At 58.3% G+C, this 24900-nt stretch carries 20 protein-coding genes, 1 tRNA gene and 3 pseudogenes; 15 read left to right on the top strand and 9 right to left on the bottom strand.

What is annotated here, in order from left to right; translation table 11 throughout:
* Positions 1-7: 7 nt before the first annotated feature.
* Positions 8-1540: an IS66 family transposase gene (gene tnpC / locus ACK2SD_RS04975; protein ID WP_412461511.1), complete on the top strand. Its 1533-nt coding sequence runs from the start codon at positions 8-10 to the stop codon at positions 1538-1540.
* A 293-nt stretch (positions 1541-1833) separates the two neighbouring features.
* Here the strand turns inward: tnpC (ACK2SD_RS04975) and ACK2SD_RS04970 are convergent.
* From ACK2SD_RS04970 to ACK2SD_RS04960, 3 genes and pseudogenes are all read right to left on the bottom strand, one after another.
* Positions 1834-2021 (bottom strand): annotated as a pseudogene (locus tag ACK2SD_RS04970) (transposase); the annotation flags it as partial.
* Positions 2022-2662: 641 nt separating this feature from the next.
* Positions 2663-3301 (bottom strand): hypothetical protein, encoded by a 639-nt coding sequence (locus ACK2SD_RS04965; protein ID WP_412461510.1) that lies wholly within the window; start codon positions 3299-3301, stop codon positions 2663-2665.
* Positions 3302-3371: 70 nt separating this feature from the next.
* Positions 3372-3698, bottom strand: coding sequence for a hypothetical protein (locus ACK2SD_RS04960; RefSeq protein WP_412461509.1), 327 nt, complete (start codon positions 3696-3698; stop codon positions 3372-3374).
* 87 nt (positions 3699-3785) lie between these two features.
* Between ACK2SD_RS04960 and tnpB the strand changes: the two genes are divergently transcribed.
* Positions 3786-4145: an IS66 family insertion sequence element accessory protein TnpB gene (gene tnpB / locus ACK2SD_RS04955; RefSeq protein WP_412460369.1), complete on the top strand. Its 360-nt coding sequence runs from the start codon at positions 3786-3788 to the stop codon at positions 4143-4145.
* Positions 4146-4163: 18 nt separating this feature from the next.
* The gene (gene tnpC / locus ACK2SD_RS04950) at positions 4164-5708 is read left to right on the top strand and encodes an IS66 family transposase (RefSeq protein WP_412460370.1); all 1545 of its coding nucleotides are present in this window, start codon (positions 4164-4166) and stop codon (positions 5706-5708) included.
* A 422-nt stretch (positions 5709-6130) separates the two neighbouring features.
* Here tnpC (ACK2SD_RS04950) and ACK2SD_RS04945 read toward each other — a convergent pair whose 3' ends face one another.
* Both ACK2SD_RS04945 and ACK2SD_RS04940 read right to left on the bottom strand, forming a co-directional pair.
* Positions 6131-7189, bottom strand: coding sequence for a hypothetical protein (locus ACK2SD_RS04945; protein WP_412461508.1), 1059 nt, complete (start codon positions 7187-7189; stop codon positions 6131-6133).
* A 274-nt stretch (positions 7190-7463) separates the two neighbouring features.
* Positions 7464-9479, bottom strand: a complete 2016-nt coding sequence (locus ACK2SD_RS04940) for an AAA family ATPase (RefSeq protein WP_412461507.1) — start codon at positions 9477-9479, stop codon at positions 7464-7466.
* Positions 9480-10380: 901 nt separating this feature from the next.
* Between ACK2SD_RS04940 and ACK2SD_RS04935 the strand changes: the two are divergent.
* From ACK2SD_RS04935 to ACK2SD_RS04925, 3 genes and pseudogenes are all read left to right on the top strand, one after another.
* Positions 10381-11577, top strand: a pseudogene (locus tag ACK2SD_RS04935) (IS256 family transposase).
* A gap of 57 nt (positions 11578-11634) precedes the next feature.
* Positions 11635-11754, top strand: a pseudogene (locus ACK2SD_RS04930) (serine recombinase); the annotation flags it as partial.
* Between the two features lie 27 nt (positions 11755-11781).
* Complete coding sequence (locus ACK2SD_RS04925; protein ID WP_412461506.1) at positions 11782-12642, top strand: hypothetical protein; 861 nt, start codon at positions 11782-11784, stop codon at positions 12640-12642.
* Positions 12643-12812: 170 nt separating this feature from the next.
* On the opposite strand, the gene ACK2SD_RS04920 is transcribed toward ACK2SD_RS04925, so the two are convergent.
* Positions 12813-12888 (bottom strand) — tRNA-Thr (locus ACK2SD_RS04920).
* A 52-nt stretch (positions 12889-12940) separates the two neighbouring features.
* On the bottom strand, positions 12941-13381 hold the full coding sequence (locus ACK2SD_RS04915; RefSeq protein ID WP_116889120.1) for a pilin: 441 nt from the start codon (positions 13379-13381) through the stop codon (positions 12941-12943).
* Positions 13382-13586: 205 nt separating this feature from the next.
* Here ACK2SD_RS04915 and ACK2SD_RS04910 point away from each other — a divergent pair, with 205 nt between their 5' ends.
* The 4 genes from ACK2SD_RS04910 to yacG are packed head-to-tail and all read left to right on the top strand — an operon-like array spanning position 13587 to position 16480.
* A complete protein-coding gene (locus tag ACK2SD_RS04910; RefSeq protein ID WP_412461505.1) occupies positions 13587-14792 on the top strand; it encodes a type II secretion system F family protein in 1206 nt (401 codons plus the stop codon).
* A 1-nt stretch (position 14793) separates the two neighbouring features.
* On the top strand, positions 14794-15660 hold the full coding sequence (locus ACK2SD_RS04905; protein ID WP_412461504.1) for a prepilin peptidase: 867 nt from the start codon (positions 14794-14796) through the stop codon (positions 15658-15660).
* Entirely contained in the window at positions 15660-16283 is a 624-nt protein-coding gene (gene coaE, locus ACK2SD_RS04900) for a dephospho-CoA kinase (protein WP_116889126.1), read from the top strand. Before ACK2SD_RS04905 ends, coaE begins: the two co-directional genes overlap by 1 nt.
* Positions 16280-16480: a DNA gyrase inhibitor YacG gene (gene yacG, locus ACK2SD_RS04895; RefSeq protein ID WP_029614418.1), complete on the top strand. Its 201-nt coding sequence runs from the start codon at positions 16280-16282 to the stop codon at positions 16478-16480. The genes coaE and yacG overlap by 4 nt, the downstream gene beginning before the upstream one ends.
* 20 nt (positions 16481-16500) lie before the next feature.
* Here the strand turns inward: yacG and ACK2SD_RS04890 are convergent, their stop codons facing one another.
* Positions 16501-17178 (bottom strand): energy-coupling factor ABC transporter permease, encoded by a 678-nt coding sequence (locus ACK2SD_RS04890; protein WP_412461503.1) that lies wholly within the window; start codon positions 17176-17178, stop codon positions 16501-16503.
* A gap of 112 nt (positions 17179-17290) precedes the next feature.
* On the opposite strand from ACK2SD_RS04890, the gene ACK2SD_RS04885 reads away from it, so the two are divergent.
* Positions 17291-17920 carry a DUF1780 domain-containing protein gene (locus tag ACK2SD_RS04885; RefSeq protein ID WP_039580132.1) on the top strand — a complete coding sequence of 210 codons (630 nt, stop codon included), beginning with the start codon at positions 17291-17293 and terminating at the stop codon, positions 17918-17920.
* Between the two features lie 277 nt (positions 17921-18197).
* Positions 18198-19493, top strand: a complete 1296-nt coding sequence (locus tag ACK2SD_RS04880) for an NAD(P)/FAD-dependent oxidoreductase (protein ID WP_039580135.1) — start codon at positions 18198-18200, stop codon at positions 19491-19493.
* Between the two features lie 45 nt (positions 19494-19538).
* On the opposite strand, the gene phnN is transcribed toward ACK2SD_RS04880, so the two are convergent.
* Positions 19539-20090, bottom strand: a complete 552-nt coding sequence (phnN, locus tag ACK2SD_RS04875; protein WP_295481051.1) for a phosphonate metabolism protein/1,5-bisphosphokinase (PRPP-forming) PhnN — start codon at positions 20088-20090, stop codon at positions 19539-19541.
* 282 nt (positions 20091-20372) lie between these two features.
* Here phnN and ACK2SD_RS04870 point away from each other — a divergent pair, with 282 nt between their 5' ends.
* The 3 genes from ACK2SD_RS04870 (at position 20373) to ACK2SD_RS04860 (ending at position 24899) form a co-directional block, all read left to right on the top strand.
* Positions 20373-23429, top strand: coding sequence for an autotransporter domain-containing protein (locus ACK2SD_RS04870; protein ID WP_412461502.1), 3057 nt, complete (start codon positions 20373-20375; stop codon positions 23427-23429).
* 94 nt (positions 23430-23523) lie between these two features.
* Entirely contained in the window at positions 23524-24141 is a 618-nt protein-coding gene (locus ACK2SD_RS04865; RefSeq protein WP_412461501.1) for a hypothetical protein, read from the top strand.
* A 77-nt stretch (positions 24142-24218) separates the two neighbouring features.
* Positions 24219-24899 carry a LuxR C-terminal-related transcriptional regulator gene (locus ACK2SD_RS04860; RefSeq protein ID WP_412461500.1) on the top strand — a complete coding sequence of 227 codons (681 nt, stop codon included), beginning with the start codon at positions 24219-24221 and terminating at the stop codon, positions 24897-24899.
* The last annotated feature ends 1 nt before the right edge of the window (position 24900 follow it).

The following is a 24900-nucleotide window of genomic DNA, read 5'->3' as shown; positions in this document are numbered from 1 at the left end:
CCGCGGCATGATTTCCATGCCCGAAGACCTCCCTGACGATCCTGCTCTGCTCAAGCAACTGCTTGAGCAGATGATCAACGAGCGCACGTGCGACAAGGGCAGGATCGTTCATCTCGAAGAGGAAGTTGCGCTGTTGCGCCAGCGCCTGTTCGGGCGCAAGACCGAGCAGACAGGCGATGCGGCGACGCCCCAGTTGCTACTCTTCGACGAAGCGGAAAGCCTGGCAGAACCCTCGGATGAGGCCGGCGACGAAGAAGTCGTTGCACCGACCAAGCGCCGTGGTAAACGCAAACCACTGCCGGCTGATTTACCGCGTATCGAGGTTGTCCACGAACTGCCCGAGCATGAGCTGACGTGCGCTTGCGGCTGCCGCAAACATGCCATTGGTGAAGAGGTCAGCGAACAGCTTGAAATCGTCCCGATGCAGATTCGCGTCATCAAACATGTTCGCAAGGTGTATGGCTGCCGCGACTGCGAGTCAGCGCCCGTAACGGCGGACAAGCCTGCCCAAGTGATCGAGAAAAGTATGGCTAGCCCTAGTGTGCTGGCCATGCTGCTGACCACCAAATACGTAGACGGCCTACCGCTTCATCGCTTCGAAAAAGTGTTGGGGCGCCACGGTATCGATATCCCGCGCCAAACCCTGGCACGCTGGGTGATTCAATGCAGCGAGCACTTCCAACCGCTGCTGAATCTGATGCGCGAAAGCCTCTTGAGCAGTCGGATCATCCACTGTGATGAAACACGTGTGCAGGTGTTGAAAGAGCCTGGCCGTGAGCCCAGTAGCCAATCCTGGATGTGGGTACAAACCGGCGGCCCACCTGATCGGCCAGTGATCCTTTTCGACTACGCCACCAGCCGAGCGCAGGAGGTGCCGACGCGCCTGCTGGATGGCTATCGCGGCTATGTCATGACCGACGACTACGCCGGTTACAACGCCCTGGCTGCACAGGACGGCGTGGAGCGGTTGGGCTGCTGGGCTCACGCGCGCCGCAAGTTCGTCGAAGCGCAGAAGGTGCAGCCCAAGGGTAAAACCGGGCGCGCAGACATCGCCCTGAGTTTGATCAACAAGCTGTATGGCATCGAGCGCGACCTTAAGGACGGCAGCGATGAAGATCGTAAGGCTGCCCGCATGGAGCGCAGCCTGCCATTGCTGGCTCAGCTGAAAAGCTGGGTAGAGAAAACGCAACCTCAAGTCACGACGCAGAATACCTTGGGCAAGGCCATCGGCTACTTGGCCAGCAACTGGAGCAAGTTGGAGCGCTACGTCGAGCACGGCTACTTGCCGATGGACAACAACGCGGCCGAGCGTGCGATCCGCCCGTTTGTCATCGGGAGAAAGAACTGGTTGTTCAGTGACACGCCCAGAGGGGCGACGGCCAGTGCGCAACTTTACAGCCTGGTCGAGACGGCCAAAGCCAACGGCCAAGAGCCCTATGCGTGGCTGCGCCACGCACTGGAACGCCTGCCGCAGGTGTCCTCAGTGGAAGACTACGAAGCGCTGCTGCCGTGGAATTGCACACCTCAAATACATAGCTGAGTGCTCTGCCCATCGTTGGTTAGGTGGGGTTCATGAAGCGCTTACGATTATTCCTTCTTCGAGTTTTAATTAACGCTAACTTAGGCATCACAGACATCCGCCTACTCACGCATTGAGTAGGTGGTTTAGTTTCGTTGCAGATAGGCGATTCAGAGACATCGAAAACTCGATACAACACAATGTAGTGGTAATGCATAGTCAGCAGGTCAGATGTTTCTGGATCACCGCCAAAGTTCTGGAAATTTCAGGACGGTGAAGATTCCCAACCCACCAGTAAGGCCAGTCGCCTTCAAGAGGCGGTCACGGTAGCCGTTGCGGCTGTTTATTCGTCAGCGTTTTTAACGTCGAAGCCGGCGCCGCACAGGCTTTCGACATCGAATTCCATCATGCGCTGGGCAACGAACTGGATCATTTGCTTGAGCAGATCAGCGTCTGCCCCTTTCTCAACCAACTCGGTCAGTGCGATAGTGGGCTTGGTCATCGTGGTTTTCCTGGTGAGTGTTAGGTCTTCGCAAACTCAACGTTAGCCAAGAACCACGATGACCACTCTCTTTCGCCCACAGGGCGCCTTCGGTTGGTTCAGTTACACCACTTCTCGGGACACGATCTCAGCATCTGAAAAATTACTGGGGTATGGTGATAGCTTGACCGTTTTCTACATTCCGACTATGTCACCGCAAAAATCTCATTTCATTTCTCATCGTAGGATTCTGGATTGACGCAGTGATGTCAAATTTGAACAGCTGACAGATATTTAAACCCCCAAAGCGGCCTTAAGCCAGCTTCCCTACCCGATCCAAACACCATGCTCGGATTGAGTAATGGTGTTTGGTTCATATTAATTAGGGCGAGTGCCGTCTGTTCTCAGTGAGAACCACGCCTCTATTTTTTAGTAGGGACCTGTACTCCCTGGAAGCTGCCTCTATTGATGTGAGTCTTGCCTACGGCATAGTTTGGTTGATTTTACTAATCACCTTTGAACGGTAGGGGCAGAACTCGTGCTTTCACTGGCTGAAGCCACCCAATAATCTTAGCCATTCACGTTGTAGCTCAGTTGCGGCCGAGGGGCGTCCGCTGCAATGACGGATCAGCCGTCAGGCTATGTGCGACTGACTTCGCCATTCAGATTCTGAAGGCGGTGCCTACGTTATATAGAAAGCCGTTGCGGATCGCTATTTTGGTTTTCTCCTGGCTTCCAAGCATGTGGTTTACAGGAACCTTAGTTTTGCCAAATATGAATGAAGTCGATTCAGAAACTCGTTGGCGCTCATTCACTGGACTGGCGATCACTGCGAAGAGCAAGGAACCAATTAATGCTAACGGAAACTGTATTTTCCCGTTCCGCGTGCCGACGTAGAGGGCGTTTATAAACTCCACTTTCTCCGAGAGTTTGCCTTCGTGGAGTAGTGAGCAGCGCATGACTTTGTAGACAAGATCTTCGAATTCTATATATGTGCTCGACTCGCTAGAGCCCGAAATTTTAAACGAAAGGCTATTTGTTTTAGCTGGTGTCCCATTGGTTAGTGACCAGAGAATGAAAGGCAGGGCGTCTTTCAGAAATTTTTTACAACACTGAGATGTCTTATCTCCTGGATAAAGCAGCTTGGCTGTACCGTCGATGGCAATTGCAAGTTGGATGAACGCATTTTCGGCATCTCCTATAGCGAGCTTGGTTGCGCATTCCTGAATTCGAGCTGCAATGGTCAATGGTGACACCCCTGCGGTCTGATAGCGTATATGCGATAATTTGCTGGCTTCCAAAACGGGCTACCGTCATGGTGGTGAGGCGCTCAATAGTAAAACTTTATGCGCCCTGCTCTGCACCGTACAACTATGGCGCCTCAGGCTCAACCAATGTGGAAATCATATGTTTTATTGTGAGGTTAGCCAGTTTTGCCCCTAGTCCAGAAAAGTTATCTTGGTTGGACCTGACATGCATTGCATCGTTATAAATTACCGCGAGCAAAAAATAAACCTCAGGAACAGAGACGCCCGTCGATTGGGCGAACTGTAATTTATTAACGGTTTTGTGTGTTGATAGAAAGTCGTCCTCGAACTCGTCCTCTATTAAGTCGAAGCTTAGTTTTTCTACTTGTCTGCGCACTCCGCTGCAAACTGCAAGGGGGTCGAAGGTTTTGCCTTCGATATATCGTTTCAATGTAACCGCTCCATGAACCCCACATTCAAAGCGCGAAGCTGATCCCCAATGCTGTGCTCCCGATCTCTTTCTGGAGCCAGCCCCGTCATGATGCGACCCGACGCCAAAGTCGAAAAAGTCTATCTCTACCCCAAGCCCGTCGACTTCCGAAAGTCGATTGACGGCCTGGCCGCTCTGGTCGAACTGGATATCAAAGTGGCGGTGTTTGACCCCGTGCTTTTCGTGTTTATCAACAAGCCGCGCAACCGCGTGAAGATCCTCTACTGGGAACGAAACGGCTTCTGCCTTTGGCTCAAGCGCCTCGAATCCGAGCGTTTCAAAACATCGCCAGACGCCACCGACGAGGCGATCATTCTGACCGTCCAGGAACTCAACTGGCTGCTCGACGGTTTTGACCTCTGGCGTAATCGTCCTCATCAGGTTTTGACGCCGCGCTACGTGGCATGACCCGGTATAATCCGGGCCATGATTTCTCTGCCCGATGACCTTCCTGATGATCCTGTTTTGCTCAAGCAACTGTTGCTTGAGGCCCTCAATCGTCAGGAGGAAACCGCTCAGGCTTATCAGACTCACATCGTCGACCTGAAAGAACAGATCAAGCTGTTGCGTGACCGTCTGTTTGGACGCAAGTCCGAGCAATCCGTAGAACCCAACACGCCACAGTTGGCCTTGTTCAATGAGCCTGAAAGCGAGCCAATGCCGTTGGTTGGCGACGCCGATGAGGAAGTCGTTGCACCCACAGTGCGTCGTGGCAAACGCAAGCCGTTGTCAGCCAATCTGCCGCGTATCGAAGTCATCCACGAACTGCCCGAACACGAACTGACCTGTGCTTGCGGTTGCCGCAAACATGCCATCGGGGAAGAAACCAGTGAGCAACTGGATATCGTGCCGATGCAGATCCGGGTCATCACACATATCCGCAAGATCTACGCTTGCCGTGGCTGTGAAGCCGCACCGGTCACCGCCGACAAGCCCGCCCAGTTGATCGAGAAAAGCATGGCCAGTCCCAGCGTGCTGGCCATGCTACTGACCGCCAAGTATGTCGACGGTTTACCGTTGCATCGGTTTGAAACGGTACTCAGCCGGCACGGTATCGATATCCCTCGGCAAACGCTGGCACGCTGGGTGATCCAGTGCAGCGAGCATTTCCAGCCACTGCTTAATTTGATGCGTGATCGGTTGCTGGAAAGCCCAGTGATTCACTGCGATGAAACCCGTGTCCAGGTGTTGAAAGAACCGGATCGAGATCCGGCCAGTCAATCCTGGATGTGGGTGCAAGCCAGTGGCCCACCGGATCGAAAAGTTGTGCTGTTTGATTACACGTCCAGCCGTGCGCAGGAGGTGCCGTTGCGCTTGCTGGAAAGTTACCGTGGCTATGTCATGACTGATGATTACGCCGGCTATAACGCGTTGGCGTTGCAGCCGGGCGTGGAGCGACTGGCGTGCATGGCCCATGCGCGACGCAAGTTCGTGGACGCGCAAAAAGTGCAGCCCAAAGGTAAAACCGGACGGGCTGATATCGCGCTGGCGATGATCAACAAGCTGTACGGCATCGAGCGCGAGCTCAAGGACGTCAGTGATGAACAGCGGTTTACTGGTCGACAGGAGAAAAGTCTGCCGATCCTGACACAACTGAAAATCTGGCTAGATAAAACCCAGTCGCAGGTGACCGCACAAAGTGCGTTGGGCAAGGCAGTGCATTACCTGGCGAATAACTGGAGTCGACTGGAGCGCTATGTCGAAGCGGGTTACTTGCCCATCGATAACAATACGGCCGAAAGAGCGATCAAGCCGTTTGTCATAGGGCGCAAGGCCTGGCTGTTCAGCGACACCGTCAACGGCGCCAGTGCCAGCGCGAAGATCTACAGCCTGGTCGAGACCGCCAAGGTCAACGGCCAAGAGCCTTATACGTGGCTGCGCCACGTACTTGAACGGCTACCGCACGCCTCGTCCGTAGCAGACTACGAAGCGCTGTTACCGTGGAACTGCTCGCCAGAGATGCTACGGTAGCCCGTTACCCCACTGTTGGGCAGGTGGGGTTTATGGATCGCGTGCGTTTCAATTGATTCGCGCAGTGTGCAGAAAATTGAGACGCCCTAGCGAGTTCAGCAGAAAGATTGAGGGCCTGAAACTCGTTAGTAAGATCTATATCGTCAGAGTGAAAGTGCAGGAAGTACTTCGAAATTGCCTCTGATATCGTAGGGTCTTCTCGTTTCGATATAATGCTTTCAACTGCTTTGTCCGCCACCGCAATTTTGTTTAGGTGGCAGACTTTCTGATCGCTAAACGTGAAGTTTCTGAAAAATCCAGGGCTTAAGTGCGCCATGATTAATGGGAAAATCTGACGGCCTTCAGATTTTAGCTCTGAAATCATTTGAGTTAAATAGTACTGGCAGGCAACTAGATTGGCATCGTCTAGATAGTCGAATATCTCATCTATAACTAAAATATATAGCCTTGTTTTTCTTGAGCTGTAGCTTAGCCTTTTTCAGTTGAGCGACAAAACAAATGATGTCTCGTTCTCCGTTAGAGATTTGATTTGCCTTTGGGAAGGCAATTACGAGTTCATCGTCTTTTTCTTTTGGTTGGATGTTGCGCCATGTGCCTTTAAGAGAAGTGAAATCCTCAATATAGGTTGCTTTCTCGAACAAGTAGTTGGCACGCTCTCCTGCCTTTTTAAAGCTTGCCTTGTCGCTGGCATGAATATCACCAATCTGCAGTGCTGCGAGGATATCGTCGATTTGCGAGGTGTGATTTATTCCAGACTCCGCAAAAGCCTCCAAAATGCCACTAACAAAGTCAATGGCTAATACTGCTTGTATTGTATCATCATCAATGTTGGCAATAATTTGTGCTGAATTACCATTTTGGGCGTTGATCTCATCCCGTAGAGCTTTTATTGCTTTTTTAACACCGGCCTGTGCTTGTTTAGAAAAATCGATCTGATTCCAAATTTTGGCCATGGCACGGTTGTCAGTTAGAATATTGGAGATATTCGGTAGGACTTTACCATTTTTTCCGAAGCTTACCTTTGCCTCTGCATAGGAGTAGCTGAACTTAGCTTTTTCAGGAATTTTTTTGATCAGAACGACTGGAGTGACTTCAATTGCTGAGGTGACAATATTGGCACCGCCAATTCTGAGTTTTTTTGCTTTTGAAACCAGCTGGCTATTAATTACATGAACGCCAAATTCTGTGGCTAGTTCATTTTTGGTATGGTTCGCTTCTTTTTCAAGCTTCCTTCCATCCTGCATGGTAAAGCTGATTTTAAGAGAAGGATTGAGATCTTCGTCTCCTTTGTGGCATTCATCCTTGTCTAATTCCATCCTCTTCGAACGCAGCGAGCGAAAAGCAGCAGTAATGGAGCTTTTTCCAAATCCGTTGGGCGCTACAACGAGAGTCGGTTTATTTGGAATTAACTGAACATCAAAAGCAGAATTTTCGATACCCTTAACATTGGCTATGGTAATTTTATCTATTCTTTTAATCATGGAAAGTCATGCCTTTTTCAAGGTGTTTGTTATTTCGCTATCGCGAGCCTGCGTTTTCGTAAAAAGCACGAAGCGAAAAAGTATTTGCTGATTTAGGAGCTTCGCCTAGTCTGAAATAAAGTACCAGTTTTGGCATAGGGGCTCCTAGCCGAATGTCCGTAACGCTCTTTGAAAACAGTCGAGGCAATCCCCGTAGTTCGATGGCGTAACATCAAGAATGACTTGTTGACTTCTGATTATTCAGCCGGGAGAGTGTCCCGGCTGGATGTACAGGTTATTTCAGTGCAGCGTTGATGTCTTTGAACAATGCTGTAAATCGAGCAAGAGTATCATCGGTACAGTTTTCAGCGATATTTGCCACGAAAGCCGCAGCCACTGCGTAATGGTTATAACCTCCGGAAGGGCGGATTTTTATGCTGTGGGTTGTGAGGTACTTTTCAATTCGTCCGACAATTCGATCCCCTGGTGGAAGGTCCGATTGGGTAATAGCCTTATGACCAAGCTCTTTCTGAAATATGTTTGAGAAAACCATCATGTATCTATCAGGGTCAAGCAAATCCTCGACATCTGTCGCAACACTGTCTTCCCCGATTTTTGAAAGATCACGGAACTGAGAGAAATTGAATACCGATTTTTTCTTCAGCAATTTTTGCTGAATTAAAGACTCAAGTTTTTGCTCCGGTTTTCCGCTGTAATCATGCAGTACCGCAAGATTAAGGCCATTCGCCCCCAACAAGGATACAAATGTGGCAACATTGCTTAAGCCGCCAACGGGCACGATGGTGGCATTATTAATTAGTCCCACCTCCCCAGAAGTTTCGACTATATGGGACATGGCCTGCAATATCGACAACTCTGAAATGCCTTCAACCAAGAGATTGAACTTGGTAACGAATAAGTTTTGAGCCAGGTTCCAACCAAGTGCCGCTTGGAGAGGGAAAATAGTACGAGGATCAGAGCCGGAAAGGTTATCCGAAACCACTGTACCAATTTTAACCTTGTCTTCCACTACACGTACCTGATGCAGTCTGTCAGAGTGCACCATGAACGGCGAGTGAGTGGTATATATTACCTGATAGCTTTCGGACAGGTGATCGATGTAGCTGAGGAAATCTGTCTGTGCAAGCGCGTGAAGAGCAAGCGCAGGCTCATCGAGTAGGAGCACCAAAGACTTATTCCCAGCATTCCCGCTCGCGTCGAGCTGGTGCTGAACACTATCGAACCATACAAGAAAGCTAAAGAACCAGATGAATCCGCGACTGCGTTGATCAAACGGGGTAGAAACGCCACGATGACGGCGGTTTCTAATCCTGAGATAGATATTTGGACCATTATTAAATGGGGCGGCGTCGGAGGTGTCTGGGCGAATGTCTATTTCGACTTCAAGGTCTTCATTCTGCTTCCAGAACTCTAGAACCTGGTCAGTTAGGCTGATAGAAACAGCTTCTATCTGCGATTTTAGTTCCTCGTAGGATTTACCGTTGTCGAAATCGGACAAATCTACCTCGGCCATCCGAAGCAGTGCAAGGACCGCTTGGTGCTTTGGCTCGATCTGTTTGTTCGCATTAGCAGGATCAGCCGCCGCAGCCTTTACTCGCTGCTTGAGATCGAGAAGGTTCAGCTTTCCGGGTAGTAAATCGTAATCGCTGAAATACAAAAAGCTGGGTATTGATGGTTTCAAATTTATCAATACTTCATAAGCGGAAATATGATCCCAGCCCTTGCTCACATCTGCGGCAGCTATCCTTTTTTTCAACGACTCAATCAGCGTAGTATCCGCATCATTTGGGGATTCAAATTCTTCAAGGACCTTGAAGGCGGATCTGATAGTCGTTGCATCCTTGAGAATAGCTCTCACTCCTTCACTCAATGCCATGTTTGATGACATTTTCTTGAGGGCGGGCCCATCAGTTACGTTAACAGAGTTTATCCGCTGATTTTTATAATCAAAAGTTATCGAAAACTCAAAGCCTTCGGTTAAGTCGGTGCCAACTAGCTTATTAACTCTATCGAGTTCGCTCGCAACAGGCCTGTACGTCAATTCAGCCGCAACGTCCGGATTATCGTCATGCCGCTTCCGGTAAGCGGTTACATCTTTCCTAGGGTAGTCATCCGTGATGTTAAAAACTTCCTTTCCCAAAGAATCATTGGCCTTGTGCAATGCTTTGAGAAAAACTGTTTTTCCGGCCTCATTCATGCCGACCAGTACAGTCACTTCGGGATCAATGGCCACCGTTTGTGGTTCATTGATTGAGCGAAAAGGCCCAACAGTTGCGCGTACGAGCTTCATGCTTTCATCCTTTGATAACACAGTCGCACCAGTAACATGGCATTGGGCCATGACGTCCGGGTTGTAGCTGAGAATACCCATCCCCATCGGTAGAGTCTAGGCGCCAGCTCGTGAAGGTTTACATCGTCTTTGGATGCAGTGCCAGCAGGCATCTCATACCTGAAGGGCCTGAAGACTCGCTGACCATTAACCTTCACATCGTGATGATTCATGGGCGTGCCGCGCGCAGGATTGCGGATTTTATTGGTCAGATTCGCTACAGACGCCTAGTGACTTCCAGATTTAAAGGGGGGGGGGCGACACGGTGTTGTCTAACCAAGGCAGCGTAAGTTTCGAAAGCCAAAGGTGTAGGCCAGAGCCGGGTAATGACCGAACTGGGCCTAGCTAACCTTCGTGAAAGGTCGTTGAGGCGATTAACGTAAATAGGCTCGGATCCTCTGTCTCGACTATACATACCGCCCCCCTCCTGCTGGCCGGCCTTTGGCACTGGTGTGGTGTACCAACCTAACTTGCCTAATAACCACCTCAAGCCCATTCCATAGTGGTCCACCTGAATCTAATGGGTACGGCACACCTTTTGTGTTCCTGCACCTTCGTGTTCCACATGTTCGCAATGGTGTTCCTGGGCTATAGGCCCTGTGGCTCCTGGTTTTCAGCGCTTTCGGAACACCAAGAACACCGGCTTTTTACTGGTTACACTCCCCACGCCCCGGAAAGGGCTTATGCCAGCAGCGAGCCAAGCCCCTGTTCTTCCCGAATTGGCTAGCGGTCGGTGATCGTGCCCCGAGAAGTGGTGTAACTGAACCAACCGAAGGCGCCCTGTGGGCGAAAGAGGGTGGTCATCGTGGTTCTTGGCTAACGTTGAGTTTGCGAAGACCTAACACTCACCAGGAAAACCACGATGACCGAGCCCACTATCGCACTGACCGAGTTGGTTGAGAAAGGGGCAGACGCTGATCTGCTCAAGCAAATGATCCAGTTCGTTGCCCAACGCATGATGGAATTCGATGTCGAAAGCCTGTGCGGCGCCGGCTTCGACGTTAAAAGCCCTGACCGGATCAACAGCCGCAACTGCTACCGGGATCGCCTCTGGCAAACCCGCGCTGGCGATGTCGATCTCAAGATCCCGAAACTGCGTCAGGGCAGCTATTTCCCCGGCTTTCTTGAGCCTCGTCGTACTGCCGAGAAGGCCATGGCGGCGGTGATCCAGGAAGCCTATATCCAAGGCATTTCAACGCGTTCGGTGGACGAGCTGGTCAAGGCCATGGGCATGACCGGCATTTCCAAGAGCCAGGTGTCACGGCTGGCTGGCGAGATCGATGAACGCGTCCACGCCTTCCTTGATCGCCCTTTGGAAGGAGACTGACCTTACCTGTGGATCGACGCCACGTACGTCAAGGTGCGGGAGGCCGGACGCATCGTCTCGGTCGCCGTAACAATTGCCGTGGCCGTGAACACGGATGGTGGCCGCGAAGTCTTGGGCATGCGGGTTGGGCCGTCGAAGGCCGAGCCGTTTTGGACGGACTTCCTGCGAAGCCTTATGCGGCGCGGCCTGCGTGGCGTGAAGTTGGTCATCTCCGATGCCCACGAAGGTTTGAAGGCTGCGGTTTCCAAGGTCTTCAACGCGACCTGGCAGCGCTGTCGCGTGCATTTCATGCGCAACGTTATGGCCCATGTCGGCAAGGGCCAACGCACCATGGTAGCGGCGCTTCTGCGCACGGTTTTCGCCCAAGATAGCCGCGCTGAATGCCACCAACAGTGGCGCTTGGTTGCAGACCAACTGCGCGGAAAGTACCCCAAGATCGCAACACTCATGGACGGGTGCGAGGACGAGGTGCTGGCGCACATGGCGTTTCCCAAAGCGCATCGACAGCAACTGCACAGCACCAATCCACTGGAGCGGCTCAACGCAGAGATCAAGCGCCGCACCGACGTCGTGGGCATCTTCCCCAACGATCCTGCGATCACAAGGCTGGTAGGCGCGATGCTGCTGGAGCAGAACGACGAATGGTGCCTGCAACGGCGATATATGCAGTCGGAGGCCTTTGAATCCGTCAGCGATAATCCACAAGCCAAGCTGTCGGCCGTGATCAACTAAACGGCAAACTCAGTGGCCAGCGCCATGATGAGTTACACCACTTCCTGGGACACGATCGACCTTCACAATCGGGTTAGCGAACTGCTCAGGGCCGGACTAGGTATCCGCGCCGCAGCCAGACACGCGCAATGCTCAACCACTACTGTTTTACATATTCGTAGTCAATACGGGGAGTAACACTTCCACGCCCAAGGAGCAGCACTAGTGAACGAATCGCCATACCCTCTAGACCTGAAGTGCACAGACGATGACTACAACGACGCGCTCTCGAAACTTGACGTCGCCACATGTGAGGCGATGGCAGTGAGTCAGGCTATCCGAGAAGAGATCTCCGATCTGCACATGGGTTTTTCCGCCCAAGTATTCAAAAGATTGTGCGCCCACTCCATGGCAATGATATGCGCACTGCCTAGATCCCGGTGGGTAGCGTCGGACTTCGAAAACTGGGACTTTGCCTGCATTGCAGGCCACTCAAGAGCACTTCTTGAAGGGTATTTGCTCTTTCGGTATCTGGCTAAAACCCCATCCTGCAACGCGGAGTGGTCTGCAAGATTGTTTGTCCTCTACATCAACGACCACTCGCGTAGAGCGGAGATGATGACCAGGGTCAGGGCTGAGGTAGCAGCAGCAGATTGGATACGCCAAGCAGATGAACTCCGTGAGAGGCTCGGCCCAAATCCATGGTTTCAAGCGTTGGACGAAAAGACCAAAAAGCGCAGCCTAGCGGGGGACAACGTCACAATTTCGACTCGGGACGAGATCATCGAGTACGCGTACGTAGGGCTAGACAAGGCAAGTTTCTACGCGGTCTGGAACCTGCTTTCTCAATACTCGCACGTTCTTCCTATGTCATTTACAACGGCGGAGAACAACGGGCGCGGCTCCGGACTACCCAACCAAGCTGATCTTGACTACATGACTACAACGGTTTCGCTAGCCGCTGACACGCTACACAACGCGACGAATCTCATGACCGATGCCTTTCCAGAAGCTCAATCGGTGAGAAACGGGATAGAGTCAAAATTCACTCCTGGGCCTAAGGCAAACGCCCCAGATGGCACGTAGCAACACACTAGGCACTCATAATCTCAAACAGCTCAGAATCGCTATCTAGCAATAGATTCATAGAGGAGATCATTGCGGGCGATCTGACTAAGGGAGGCCGACATGCTGTCACGCTGCTGTCACAGCCAAAGTGGCGAGAGGGGGAAAACCGCTGAAAGGCCTGAATATACTGGTGCCGGAGACAGGAATCGAACCTGCGACCTTCGCGTTACGAGTGCGCTGCTCTACCGACTGAGCTACACCGGCGTGTGCGCAACGCTACCACTGCCGTGCGCGTTACGCAAACCTCTGTTTCGCCTCACTTATTCCCCTGCCCCTCGCCCTGCCCCGGCAACCCGGCGCAACCGCTCGGCGCCAGATCGCTTTCCAGGTCCGTACTGCATGCCCAGCCCGTGGCCGAACGGGTCAGCGTCAGCCGTTTGCCCAGCACGTTGGCGGGTGCATCGAGCAGGGTGCAGACGAGGCTGCCGGTGCCCGCCGCCGCCGTGCCGCTGGCGAGGATGGCGCAGTGCGCGGTGCTGGCCTGTCCGCCGAGGCTGGCGGCGTCGGTCACGTCCTTGCCTTCGTTCAAACGCAGATCCATCGGGGTCTTGAGGGCGGAGATTTCCAGCAACCCGGCGGCTGCTTTACCGCGGGCCTGGTGGTTGGTGTACATGGGGATGGCGATGGTGGCGAGGATGCCGATGATCGCTACGACGATCATCAGTTCGATGAGGGTGATGCCGCGTTGCCCTTTCATAACAGGTTCCTTGTCGATTCGGTCTGGCCACGACCTGGGGTCGGGGGCCGGCTGGCGCGCAGTAGAGCCCAATGGACACCTTTTGTCACCCCTGCGCGGTGGGACGTCATGTCCGCTGACCTACTCTAGTGAGCGTCTGCGATTTCTGCCCTGGGAAGGGCGTGGCGAGCTGTTACCGGGCTTGTCGGTGGCCAAGGAGGCTGTGATGGGGGCGATGCGGTGGTATGCGTGGGAAGGGGCGGATGCGCACGGGGCGCAGGTGACGGGTCGGGTGCAGGGGCGCAGTCCGGCGTATGTGCGGGCGGGGTTGCTGCGCCAGGGTATTCAGGCGGCGCGGGTGTGGCCGGCGAGCGAGGTGGGCTGGCGGTTGCCGGGGCGGCGCGAGGGGGTGGATGCGCCGGGGTTTTCGCGGCAGTTGGCGACGCTGCTGAAGGCGGGAGTACCGTTGTTGCAGGCGTTCGAGGTGATGGGGCGCAGTGGCGCGGATGCGGCGATGGTGGCGCTGTTGGGGCGGGTGCAGCAGGAGGTGGCGGCGGGGTTGGGTTTGGCAGAAGCGTTGCAGCGTCAGCCGCGCGGCTTCGATGGGTTGTACTGCAACCTGGTGCGGGTGGGTGAGCAGTCGGGGACGCTGGATCGGCAACTGGAACAGTTGGCGGACATGCTCGAACGGCGTCAGGCGCTCAAGCGGCGAGTGCGCAAGGCGATGCTGTATCCGTTGATTCTGCTGCTGACCGGGCTGGCGGTGGCGGCCTTGTTGTTGCTGGAGGTGGTGCCGCGCTTCGAGGGCATGTTCACGGGGGTGGGCAAGGAGCTGCCGGTGTTCACGCAGTGGGTGATCGATGTGTCCGACGGGCTGGGTCGGCATCTGCTGATGATACTGACGGTGTTGGGGATAACCGGGGTGGGCTGTGTGCAACTGTACCGTGGGCATCTGCCGACGCGCCTGTGGATGATTCGTCAGGCGCTGCGGCTGCCGGTGTTCGGGCGGCTGCTCAGCCACGCGGCGCTGGCGCGCTTCGCGCGCAGTCTGGCGACGGCCTATGGCGCGGGGGTGGCGTTGCTCGATGCGCTGCACACGGTGGCGCCGGCGTGTGGCGATGCGCTGCACGAGCGGGCGGTCGGGCAGTTGCGTCAGGGCATGGTCAATGGTTTGGGGCTCCATCAGGCGATGGCGCTGGAGCCGCTATTCGCGCCGCTGCTGGTGCAGTTGACGGCCATTGGCGAGTCCAGCGGCACGCTGGACGCGATGCTGGACAAGGCGGCCTGTCATTACGAGGAACAGGTGGGTCTGGTATTGGAACAGTTGACCAGCCTGCTGGAGCCGGCCATCGTGCTGATCCTCGGCGTGCTGGTGGGTGGCCTGGTGGTGGCCATGTACTTGCCGATCTTCCAGTTGGGTAGCCTGATCTGACATGAACCTGTGGATATTGCTTGTCGACCAGCCGGGACTGTTCTTGGCCGGAGCGGCGCTGCTTGGCCTGCTGGTGGGCAGTTTTCTCAATGTGCTGGTGCTGCGGTTGCCAGTGATGCTGGAGCGCCAGTGGCAGAAGGAGGCGCGTGAGGTGCTGGGCCTGGGCCAGGTGTCCTACCCGCGTTTCGACCTGTGCCTGCCTGCGTCGCACTGCCCGGCATGCCAGCATCGGATTCGGCCGTGGGAAAACATTCCGCTGCTCAGTTACCTGTTGTTGCGCGGGCGCTGCTCGGCGTGCCGGGGGCGGATAAGCCTGCGCTATCCGTTGGTGGAACTGAGTTGCGCGCTGTTGTCGTGGCTGGTGGCGTGGCATTTCGGCGTGAGCGAGCAGGCGCTGCTGGGCCTGCTGCTGACCTGGTGTCTGCTGGCCCTGAGCCTGATCGATGCGGACCATCAGTTGCTGCCAGACGTACTGGTGCTGCCGACCCTGTGGCTGGGCCTGGTGATCAATGCCTTCGGGGTGTTCGTGCCGTTGGCCGATGCGCTGTGGGGGGCGGTGCTCGGTTACCTGAGCCTGTGGTCGGTGTACTGGGTGTTCCGGCTGATCACCGGCAAGGAAGGCTTGGGCTACGGCGACTTCAAACTGCTGGCGCTGCTCGGGGCCTGGGGCGGCTGGCAGGTGCTGCCGCTGACGTTGCTGCTGGCCTCGTTGGTGGGGGCGCTGGTCGGGGTGTGTCTGCTGAAGATCAAAAAGGCCTCGTTGCAGACCACACTGCCTTTTGGACCTTATCTGGCCATTGCGGGGTGGATCGCCTGGCTCTGGGGTGATGAAATACACGCTTCCTACCTGCAACTGCTTGGATACTGATGACCACTGCAGCCTTCACCCCTTGGATTCTCGGCCTCACCGGCGGCATCGGCAGCGGCAAGAGTGCGGCGGCCGAACGCTTCGTCGAACTCGGCGTGCACCTGGTGGACGCCGACCAGGCCGCGCGCTGGGTGGTGGAACCGGGCCGGCCGGCCCTGGCCAGCATCGTCGAGCGCTTCGGTGCAGGGGTCTTGCTGGAGGATGGTACGCTGAACCGCTCGGCGTTGCGCGAGCGCATCTTCAGCGACCCCACGCAGCGGCGCTGGCTCGAACAGTTGCTGCATCCGCTGATTGGCCAGGAGATCTTCAGCTACCTGGCCAAAGCGCAATCGCCCTACGCGGTGTATGTCTCGCCGCTGCTGATCGAATCCGGCCAGTACCAGAAAACCCAACGCATCCTGGTGATCGACGTGCCGCAAAGCGTGCAGATCGCTCGCACGCTGCAACGCGACGACACCAGCGAAGCCCAGGTACAGGCGATCCTGGCAGCGCAGCTGTCGCGCGAGGAACGTCTGCGCCATGCCGACGATGTGGTGGTCAACGACCGCGACCTGCCGTGGCTGCATCAGCAGATCGATCAGTTGCATGCCTTTTACCTGACTTTACGAGGAGGCCAGCCTTGAGCCAGCCAATGACCGTCGATTGCCCCACCTGTGGCGCCCCCGTGGAATGGAGCGCGAACAGCCCGAACCGGCCGTTCTGCTCGGACCGCTGCAAGTTGATCGACCTGGGCGCCTGGGCGGCCGAAGAGCACAAGATTCCGGCGGCACCGGAGTCCGAAGACGAACTGTATTCGGGGGACCTTGAACCCCGGCATTGAGCGCGGCGAGCTGAACGCCGTCAGTCTTCCCTCCACGGCGCCTGCAAGTAGCGGGTGCGGTTGAAGGTTTCCAGCCACTCGGGACAGAACACCACCAACGCGCTGATGACGGTGCCGTTGATGAAGGCCTCGGGGAACATCGTCAGCCACAGGTAGCCGATGAAGTCGCCGAGCCATTCGGGCATGGCGAACAGGCCGTCCAGCCACAGCAGCGCCATGCCTGCCAGCAGGCACACCAGGGTTGCCAGGGCGGCGGCGAAGAAGCCGGAGCAGAAAATGTAGACGAACAGGTTGCGTGGCTGGGCCCGTTCGACCCGCGTGGCGCAGGCTTCGGTAACCAGCACGGGCAAGGCCACGATCAGCAGGCCGTTGATGCCAAGGGCGGCGAGGTCCTGGCGCCCCAGGGCGAGCAGGCCGAGCTGCGCCAGGCAACCGCCGAGCACCGCCAGCGGCCAATCCAGCAGCAGCGTCACGGCGGTCATGCCGAGGAAATGGTAGGACACGCCCGAGTCGAAATCGCGCCGCACCATCCACAGCGCAAACAGCGCGAGCACCGTGCCGAACAGCAGGTGCTGGCGGCGCGGGTCGCTGAACAGCTCGACCCAGCGGGTGCGGCTGGCGGCCCACAGCAGCAACGGTGCGTAGGCCAGCCAACCGAGGGTCAGGCTGGTGCTGGACAGGACCTGGGCGCTGATCATGACGACCTCGCATCGGTGGCGGATGCCGCCGAGTCTACACCCGAAGCCGGTTCGCGAATCTTGCGTGAAGACAAGACCTTATCCTTCACAATTGCAGACTAAGCTTGTTGCCATGGATGACTCAGATTACCTGCGCCTGCTTACCATCCAGGCCGAACAAGCCAATGCCTTCCTGTCCAATGCCCGCAAATGGGAGCGTGAGCGTTGGGTCTGCCAGCGCCTGCTGCAAGGGCTGAACATTCCCTACCGCAGCGAAGACTTCACCCCGGCCGGCCAGGAGCCACCGGACGTGCTGTTTCGCGATGCGGCCTTCGAAGTGTTCTTCGTGCTCGACCAGGGCCGCCGGCTCAACGACGAATGGCGCGAGGAACTGCAGCGTCGACGCAGCGCGTTTTCGCTGGCGCAACTGGTGCGTCGCGAGGCGCGTCCACGGCGCATCAGCGCTCAGGAGCTGATCGGCCGCCTGGGGCCGACGCTGGGCAAGAAGGCGCGCAATTACCGCGAGCGCGGGCTGGACCTGGGCGAGCTGGACATCATCGCCTTCGCCAGCCTCAAGCGCGAAGTGCTCGACCTCAACAGCCATTTCCCGCCGCCCACCGAGTACTTGCGCCAGGGCTGGCGCTCGCTGTCGCTGGTGGGACCGACCTTCGCCCGGGTGCTGTTCGCACACCCGGACGCGCCGGATTTCCTGCGCGCCAACCTGGGCCGCAGCATCGTGTTCGACGTCGGTATCAGCCTTTGATCGGGTCCCGTGTGACGTTGCAATGACGTACACTCGGCGGCGCAGATGAAAGGTATTATCATTCGTTTCAACTTCTTTCCAAGGCTGTAGGAAACGTTGTACCGCGCCCGCACTCCAAGACGTCTACCCCATGACGCGCCGTCCTGCCCCGGACGCTGCCCGTCGAGCTGCCCGCCATGTGGACCGGTGCTATGAGCTGCCTTGCGCTCGCCCTCCCCTGTGTCGAAGCGGCCGGACCTGGTGTCCCCGAATTCCGTAAAACTTGTGAGATATCCCCATGACTCATCGCATCGTGATTGTCGGCGGCGGCGCCGGCGGCGTGGAACTGGCAACCCGCCTGGGCAAGAGCCTGGGCAAGGGCAAGCGCGCCGAGATCACCCTGGTCGACGCCAACCTGACGCACATCTGGAAACCGCTGCTGCACGAAGTGGCCGCCGGTTCGCTCAATTCCTCCGAAGACGAGCTCAACTACGTGGCCCAGGCCAAGTGGAATCACTTCAACTTCCAGCTCGGGCGCATGAGCGGCCTGGACCGTGAAGGCAAGCGCATCCAACTGGCCGCCACCCTCGACGAGGAAGGCCGCGAGTTGCTGCCGGCGCGCACCCTGGGCTATGACACGCTGGTGATCGCCGTAGGCAGCAACACCAACGACTTCGGCACCCTGGGCGCGGCGCAGCACTGCCTGTTCCTCGACAGCCGCAAGCAGGCCGAGCGCTTCCACCAGCAACTGCTCAACCATTATCTGCGCGCCCACGCCGGCGACACCGCCAGCGAGAAGATCAGCGTGGCCATCGTCGGCGCCGGTGCCACCGGCGTGGAACTGGCGGCCGAGCTGCACAACGCGGCCCACGAGCTGGCGGCCTATGGCCTGGACCGTATCCGTCCGGAAGATATGCACATCACCCTGATCGAGGCCGGCCCGCGCGTACTGCCGGCGCTGCCCGAGCGCATCAGCCAGCCGGTACACAAGACCCTGGAAAAACTCGGGGTGACGGTGATGACCAACGCGGCCGTCAGCGAGGTGACCGAGGACGGCCTGAAGACCGCCAGCGGCGAGGTGATCCAGGCGAGCCTGAAGGTGTGGGCGGCGGGCATTCGCGCGCCGGGCTTCCTCAAGGACATCGATGGCCTGGAGACCAACCGCATCAACCAGTTGGTGGTGCGTCCGACCCTGCAGACCACCCGCGACGACGACATCTTCGCCTTCGGCGACTGCGCCGCCTGCCCGCAGCCGGGCAGCGACCGCAACGTGCCGCCGCGCGCCCAGGCGGCACACCAGCAGGCGTCGCTGCTGGCCAAGAGCCTGAAGGCTCGGCTGGAGAACAAGCCGTTGGCCACCTACACCTACAAGGACTACGGCTCGCTGGTCTCGCTGTCGCGGTTCTCGGCGGTGGGCAACCTGATGGGCAACCTCACCGGCAGCGTGATGCTCGAAGGTTGGCTGGCGCGGATGTTCTATGTGTCGTTGTACCGCATGCACCAGATGGCGTTGTACGGTGTGTTCCGCACGGCCATGCTGATGCTGGGCAGCAAGATCGGCCGCGGCACCGAGCCGCGCTTGAAGCTGCACTGAGTCGATCGGGGGAGCCATTGAGCCGCTCCCCCAACTCCTCGCCCACTATTGCTGCAGATGGGCGAGCAACCGCGCCACCGTCTCAGCCAGCGGCCCTGAGTTATCCAGCAGCAACAAACGCGGGTCGGCCTCGCGCGCTTCGCTGGCGAAACGGGCGTTGCGCGCCAGGCGCGCCTCCACTTCCTCCGGGGTTTCCCGACCGCGCGCCAGCAACCGCTGACGCAACACGTCCTGCGCCACACTGAGCAACACCACCTGCAACTGTGGATAACGCAGCCGGGCCTGGGCCAGGTGCCCGCGTGAGCCGTTCACCAGCACGTCGTGCCCTTGTTCGAGCCACTGGTCGATGATCCGTGGAATCCCGTACTGCAACCCGTTGGCCTGCCAATGCAAGGCAAAGGCGCCCTCCTCGCGCATCTGCTCGAACTGCGCCGCGCTGACCGCCATGGCGGCCTCGCCGGTGGCCTCGGCCGAGCGAGTGATGACGCGCCGGGCGATGCACGCGCCCTTGGCCGTCAACTGTTCGCGGGCCGCGTCCAGCAGGCTGTCCTTGCCTGAACCGGACGGCCCGATGAGGTAGATCAACCTGCCTGCCATCGCCTTCCCCTTTACCTTAGACCCACTGCGCCAGCGTGACAGGGCGTCATGACCGAATTGTCGCAGTGTGCGCGGCAGATCGCGACCTGCACCCCGACATCGGGCTACAGCCCTTGATGTGCGCGGCGTCACGTTCTGCAAGACGCTAGCACATGCGTACTATTTCCAGCCCGCCGAGCGCTCCGGATACTCCCCCTGTCAACACGTCGCACCTATGGAACGCCAAGGCCTTGATGGCCGGCAGCCACTAACGTGGCCTCTAATGGAGTATCTGGAGTCGCTATGAACCCCCTATTCAAACTCTCCCCGCTCGCGTTCGCGATCACGCTCAGCGTGCTCCCGAATGCCCAGGCGGCGGACTACAACATCAACAGTGGGCAGGAAACCTGGAGTAGCGATCGCGGCATCGATGGCTCGATTTCGCTTCGCCCCAGTAACGGCACCCCAGCCGGCCTGACCATCAACAACGGTGCCCAGGTCGTCAGCAAAGGCGGACGAATCGGCGGCTCATCGACCAACAGCGAAGCCAACACGGCCATGGCCACCGTCGTGGTCGAAGGCGCCGGCACCCGCTGGGTCGTACCACGCACCAACGCGGTGCTGGATAACGCCATCGTCATAGGCGGTGCGGGCCAGGGGACGCTGAACGTGCTCGACGGCGGCCAGGTGTCGGTGCGCGATCTCCAGCTCAGCGACAGCGGTAATGCCGGCAACGGTTTGTCCCGGGCGAACCTGTTGGTCAGCGGCCAGAACGCCAAGGTGGATGCGGTCAATGTGACCTCCGGCGGCGTCTTCATCTACGACTCGCGCATCAACCTGCAGAACGGCGGCCAGCTCGCCAGCGAACGCGTGGACATCAACTCGATCAGTACTCTGACAGGCGCGGGCACCCGCTGGGACAATACCGGCACCTTCAGGAACCGTAACGACCTCAGCGTGAGCGACGGCGCCGTACTGACCAGCGACTCCATGACGCTGGGCGCGGCCAATATCAGCCGTAACACCGTGGTCAGCGTTTCCGGCGAAGGTACCCGTCTGGCCACCCGTGCAATGACCCTGGGCACCTCCACCAACAGCACCAACCTGATACTGGCCAACGGCGCCGAACTGAGCAGCACCGACGGCATCGACATCAGCGTGCTGACCAGCATCAACTCTGCGGCCCGTGGCGCTTTGAGCATCGGCGGCGCCGTGGTGCGCGACGACGACCGTACCGACATCGACTCGATCACCGCCAGCGCCGCCCAGGCCGCCGGTCGCCTCGACCCGCAGACGGCGATCCGCTTCGGTGCCGGCAGCGGCGCGCTGGCGTTCAACCATACCGACAGCGACCTGCAACTGAGCAACCGCATCAGCGGCGCGGGCCGGGTCTACTCGTTCAGCGGCAACACCACCCTGAGCGGCGACCTCACCGGGCTGTCCGGCAGCACCGTGGTACGTGGCGGTCGCTTGGTGCTGGCCGGCGACGTCGACCAGACCAACCCGCGCGGCACCTCGCTGCTGAGCGTGGGCAACGGCACCTTGGTGGTCAACGGCACCGTCGGCCACACCGACGCCTCCGGCAACTACAGCAACCGCGCCCAGGTGCTGGACGGCGGTGTGCTGGCCGGTCGCGGTCAGGTCGGCAGCACCCAGGTGGCTTCCGGCGGTACCCTGTCGCCAGGTGAAGGCGCACTGGGCAACCTGTCGATCAAAGGCGACCTGGACATGGCGGCGGGCTCGCGTTACGCGGCGGACATCGCTGGCGACGGCGGCTCGGACCAAGTCAACGTCAGCGGCATCGCCACCCTGCGTGGCACCCGCGTGGACGTCACCACGCTCAACGAAGCACAGAGCTACCAGAACGGCCAGACCTACACCTTGCTCACCGCCCAAGGCGGCGTGGTCGATGGGGCGGCGGCCGGCACGGCTTACGCGCAAGCCTTCAGCAACTCGGCCTTCCTCGACGTCAGCCTGCAGCGCACAGCCAACGCCCTGAACCTGACCATCGCGCAGAAGACCACCACGCCGCCGGTAGAGCCACCGGTTCAGCCGCCGGTCGAGCCGCCCGTAGAGCCGCCGGTTCAGCCTCCGGTCGAACCACCCGTAGAGCCGCCGGTTCAGCCGCCGGTCGAGCCACCTGTAGAGCCGCCGGTTCAGCCCCCGGTCGAGCCACCCGTCCAACCGCCTGTACAGCCTCCGGTCGAGCCACCGGCAACCGGCGGCACGCCAGGCATCTTCCAGACCGTGGCGCTCACCGAGAACCAGTGGAACACCGCCGGAGCCCTGAGCGTGCTGCAGCAGAGCGGTGATCCGCTGCGCCTGTACAACAACTTGCTGGTGCTCGATGCCGCCAGCGCGCGCAACGCCATCGATCAGCTCTCCGGCGACTACCACAGCAGCACCGGTACCGCGCTGATCGCCAACAGCCAGGTGGTGTCCGGCGTACTGGGCTCACGCCTGCGCACCCTGCTCGACAGCAACACCGTGCGCATGCCGCTCGGCGCCTCGAGCTTCATGCCCGCCGCACCCGACTACCAAGGCGGCGCCTGGGCCCAGACCTTCGGCAACTGGTCGCGCCTGGACGGCAACAACGGCTCCAGCGGCCTGCGCCAGCGCACCGGCGGAGTGCTGATCGGTGCCGACGGCAGCATCACCCAGGACTGGCGCGCGGGCGTCTACGGGGGCTACAGCCGCTCGAAGTTCGATGCTGACGACCGTGACGCCAAGGGCAACAGCGACAACTACCACCTGGGTCTGTACACCGGTGCCCAGCTCGACGCCCTGCGTCTGAGTGCGGATGTCGGCTACACCTGGCACAAGCTCGACAGCGAGCGCAACGTGGGCTTCGCCGGGTTCAACGACCACCTCAAGGGCAAGCGCGATGCCAATACCCTGCAAGCCAGTGGCGAGGCGGCTTACCGCATCGGCCTGGGCGCAGTGGCCTTGGAGCCGTTCGTGGGCGTGTCCTACGTGAAGTACGACGCCGACAGCTTCCGCGAAAAAGGCGGTGCCGCGGCGCTGGACGTGTCCAGCGAGAAACAGGACACCTGGTTCTCGACCGTGGGCATGCGCGCCTCCACCCATACCCGCGTGGCCAACCGCGATACCCAGGTGTATGGCTCGCTCGGCTGGCGCCGCGCCTATGGCGACCTGGACCCACGCAACGAGCAGTCCTTCGCGGGCGGTCCTGACTTCGAAGTGCAGGGCATCGCCCAGACACGCAACGTGGCACTGACCGAAGTGGGCGCGAAGATGCGTCTGACCCGCCAGACCGACCTGGACCTGTCGTACCAGGGCCAGTTCGGTTCGGACACCCGCTTCCACTCGGTGAATGCGGGCATCACGGTTCGCTTCTAAACGTACTGCGGTGGCCTTCACCGGCCACCGTTCACCCGCGCGGACCTGCTGCTGGACGACAGCAGCAGGTCCGCGCGCCTTCAAGAGAATCTTCATGAAAACAGCATGCTCGACAGCCCTGGCGCTGGTCATCGGCCTGGGCCTGATCGCCGGTGGTCCAGCCCACGCCAGCACTGACGCCCAGGTAACCGCCAAAACCCAGGCGTTCGATGTCTCACAGTTGCCAGTCTCGACCGTGTCCCTGGGCGCTTTCCCCTACATCGCCCTGCCTGACGGCTACACCACCGGCAGCACACCGGAAGTGTCCGAGTTCGATCAGATTCCGTTCTGGACCGGCGATCGGCTGGAACCGGTGGAAGGTCGCGTCTGGTCGGCGAACATCACCAATACCGAAGGCAAGACCTTCTCCGACCTCGAACTGGCACGCAATGTCGAAGCCGTGGTGAAGGCACTGGGCGGCCAGAAGATTTTCGACGGCACCCTGACGCGAGAAACCACTGACGCACTGCAAAACTGGCCGCGCCATTTCGCCGAGAAGTACAACAGCGGCCTGGGCGATGTCTGGAACGACCCTGCGCACGTGTTCGTCATCCATCGGGAAGATCGAGACATCTGGGTGCACCTGTGCGCTTACGCCTTCGGCGCCGGACTGTTGATCGTCGAGAGCAAACCGCTGGCGATCACTGCACGGCCGCAGCCGGCAACCCCGTGAAGAGCCTGCTGGGAACCCTCGTCTAGTACACCTGTACTAGCCCACGTGCGCTATTTCTAATGCGGTATGAGTTCGACATGATCATGCCTCTTAATAATTGTGCTGAACGGATTCCACGTCCTCAAATGACTTGCCAAATAATTGTGGCAGATGAACATCCGCTATACCGCGAGGGGATGATTGGGCTACTGAAATGCTTGCTACCGGATGCACACATCAGCCAGGCCGGAAACTTCGAACAGGTTCGGTTATTGCTCGGCAATCTGCCTTCGGCCGACATGTTGATGATCGAACTACGCCTGCCAGGCCTGGCATCCATCGCCGAACTCGCGAAGTTGCGCGAGACCACGGAAAGTTCGCTGATCATTATTGTGATGTCGGCTTTGGAAGATCCTGAACTGGTCGAACTGGTTGTGCAAACCGGGGTGAATGGATTCATCGGCAAAAGTTGCTGCGCCGAACAAGTGCGCAAGACACTCGGGGAAATCCGCAAAGGCAAGGTGGTGGTCAGTTGCCAGGCGATTGAAGCGGCCGCCTTCGACAGCGATGACCCGGTGTGCCGGCTGACCGCCCGGCAACGTGAAGTCTGGCATCTGGTCGCCCAGGGCAAGACCAACAAGGAAATTGCCGCCGCCCTGGACATCTCCCCCTACACCGTGCGCGTGCACGTATCGTCGTTGATACGCGCGTTGAACGTGCCCAATCGCGCCGTGGCCGCAGCCCGCTTCGCCGGCCTCTACGCCGGACAGCCGTTGTAAA

The sequence above is a fragment of the Pseudomonas sp. SC11 genome, assembly GCF_047039205.1.
GTDB lineage: Bacteria > Pseudomonadota > Gammaproteobacteria > Pseudomonadales > Pseudomonadaceae > Aquipseudomonas > Aquipseudomonas boreofloridensis.
Note: the sequence above shows the minus strand (reverse complement) of the source record. Positions and strands in the feature narration are given on the sequence as shown.

Coding starts and splice junctions, on each gene's coding strand:
- tnpC (WP_412461511.1), top strand. CDS start 8: ATGATTTCCATGCCCGAAGACCTCCCTGACGATCCTGCTCTGCTCAAG.
- tnpB (WP_412460369.1), top strand. CDS start 3,786: ATGATGCGACCCGACGCCAAAGTCGAAAAAGTCTATCTCTACCCCAAG.
- tnpC (WP_412460370.1), top strand. CDS start 4,164: ATGATTTCTCTGCCCGATGACCTTCCTGATGATCCTGTTTTGCTCAAG.
- ACK2SD_RS04945 (WP_412461508.1), bottom strand. CDS start 7,189: ATGATTAAAAGAATAGATAAAATTACCATAGCCAATGTTAAGGGTATC.
- ACK2SD_RS04940 (WP_412461507.1), bottom strand. CDS start 9,479: ATGAAGCTCGTACGCGCAACTGTTGGGCCTTTTCGCTCAATCAATGAA.
- ACK2SD_RS04915 (WP_116889120.1), bottom strand. CDS start 13,381: ATGAAAGGGCAACGCGGCATCACCCTCATCGAACTGATGATCGTCGTA.
- ACK2SD_RS04910 (WP_412461505.1), top strand. CDS start 13,587: ATGGGGGCGATGCGGTGGTATGCGTGGGAAGGGGCGGATGCGCACGGG.
- ACK2SD_RS04905 (WP_412461504.1), top strand. CDS start 14,794: ATGAACCTGTGGATATTGCTTGTCGACCAGCCGGGACTGTTCTTGGCC.
- coaE (WP_116889126.1), top strand. CDS start 15,660: ATGACCACTGCAGCCTTCACCCCTTGGATTCTCGGCCTCACCGGCGGC.
- ACK2SD_RS04890 (WP_412461503.1), bottom strand. CDS start 17,178: ATGATCAGCGCCCAGGTCCTGTCCAGCACCAGCCTGACCCTCGGTTGG.
- ACK2SD_RS04885 (WP_039580132.1), top strand. CDS start 17,291: ATGGATGACTCAGATTACCTGCGCCTGCTTACCATCCAGGCCGAACAA.
- ACK2SD_RS04880 (WP_039580135.1), top strand. CDS start 18,198: ATGACTCATCGCATCGTGATTGTCGGCGGCGGCGCCGGCGGCGTGGAA.
- phnN (WP_295481051.1), bottom strand. CDS start 20,090: ATGGCAGGCAGGTTGATCTACCTCATCGGGCCGTCCGGTTCAGGCAAG.
- ACK2SD_RS04870 (WP_412461502.1), top strand. CDS start 20,373: ATGAACCCCCTATTCAAACTCTCCCCGCTCGCGTTCGCGATCACGCTC.
- ACK2SD_RS04865 (WP_412461501.1), top strand. CDS start 23,524: ATGAAAACAGCATGCTCGACAGCCCTGGCGCTGGTCATCGGCCTGGGC.
- ACK2SD_RS04860 (WP_412461500.1), top strand. CDS start 24,219: ATGATCATGCCTCTTAATAATTGTGCTGAACGGATTCCACGTCCTCAA.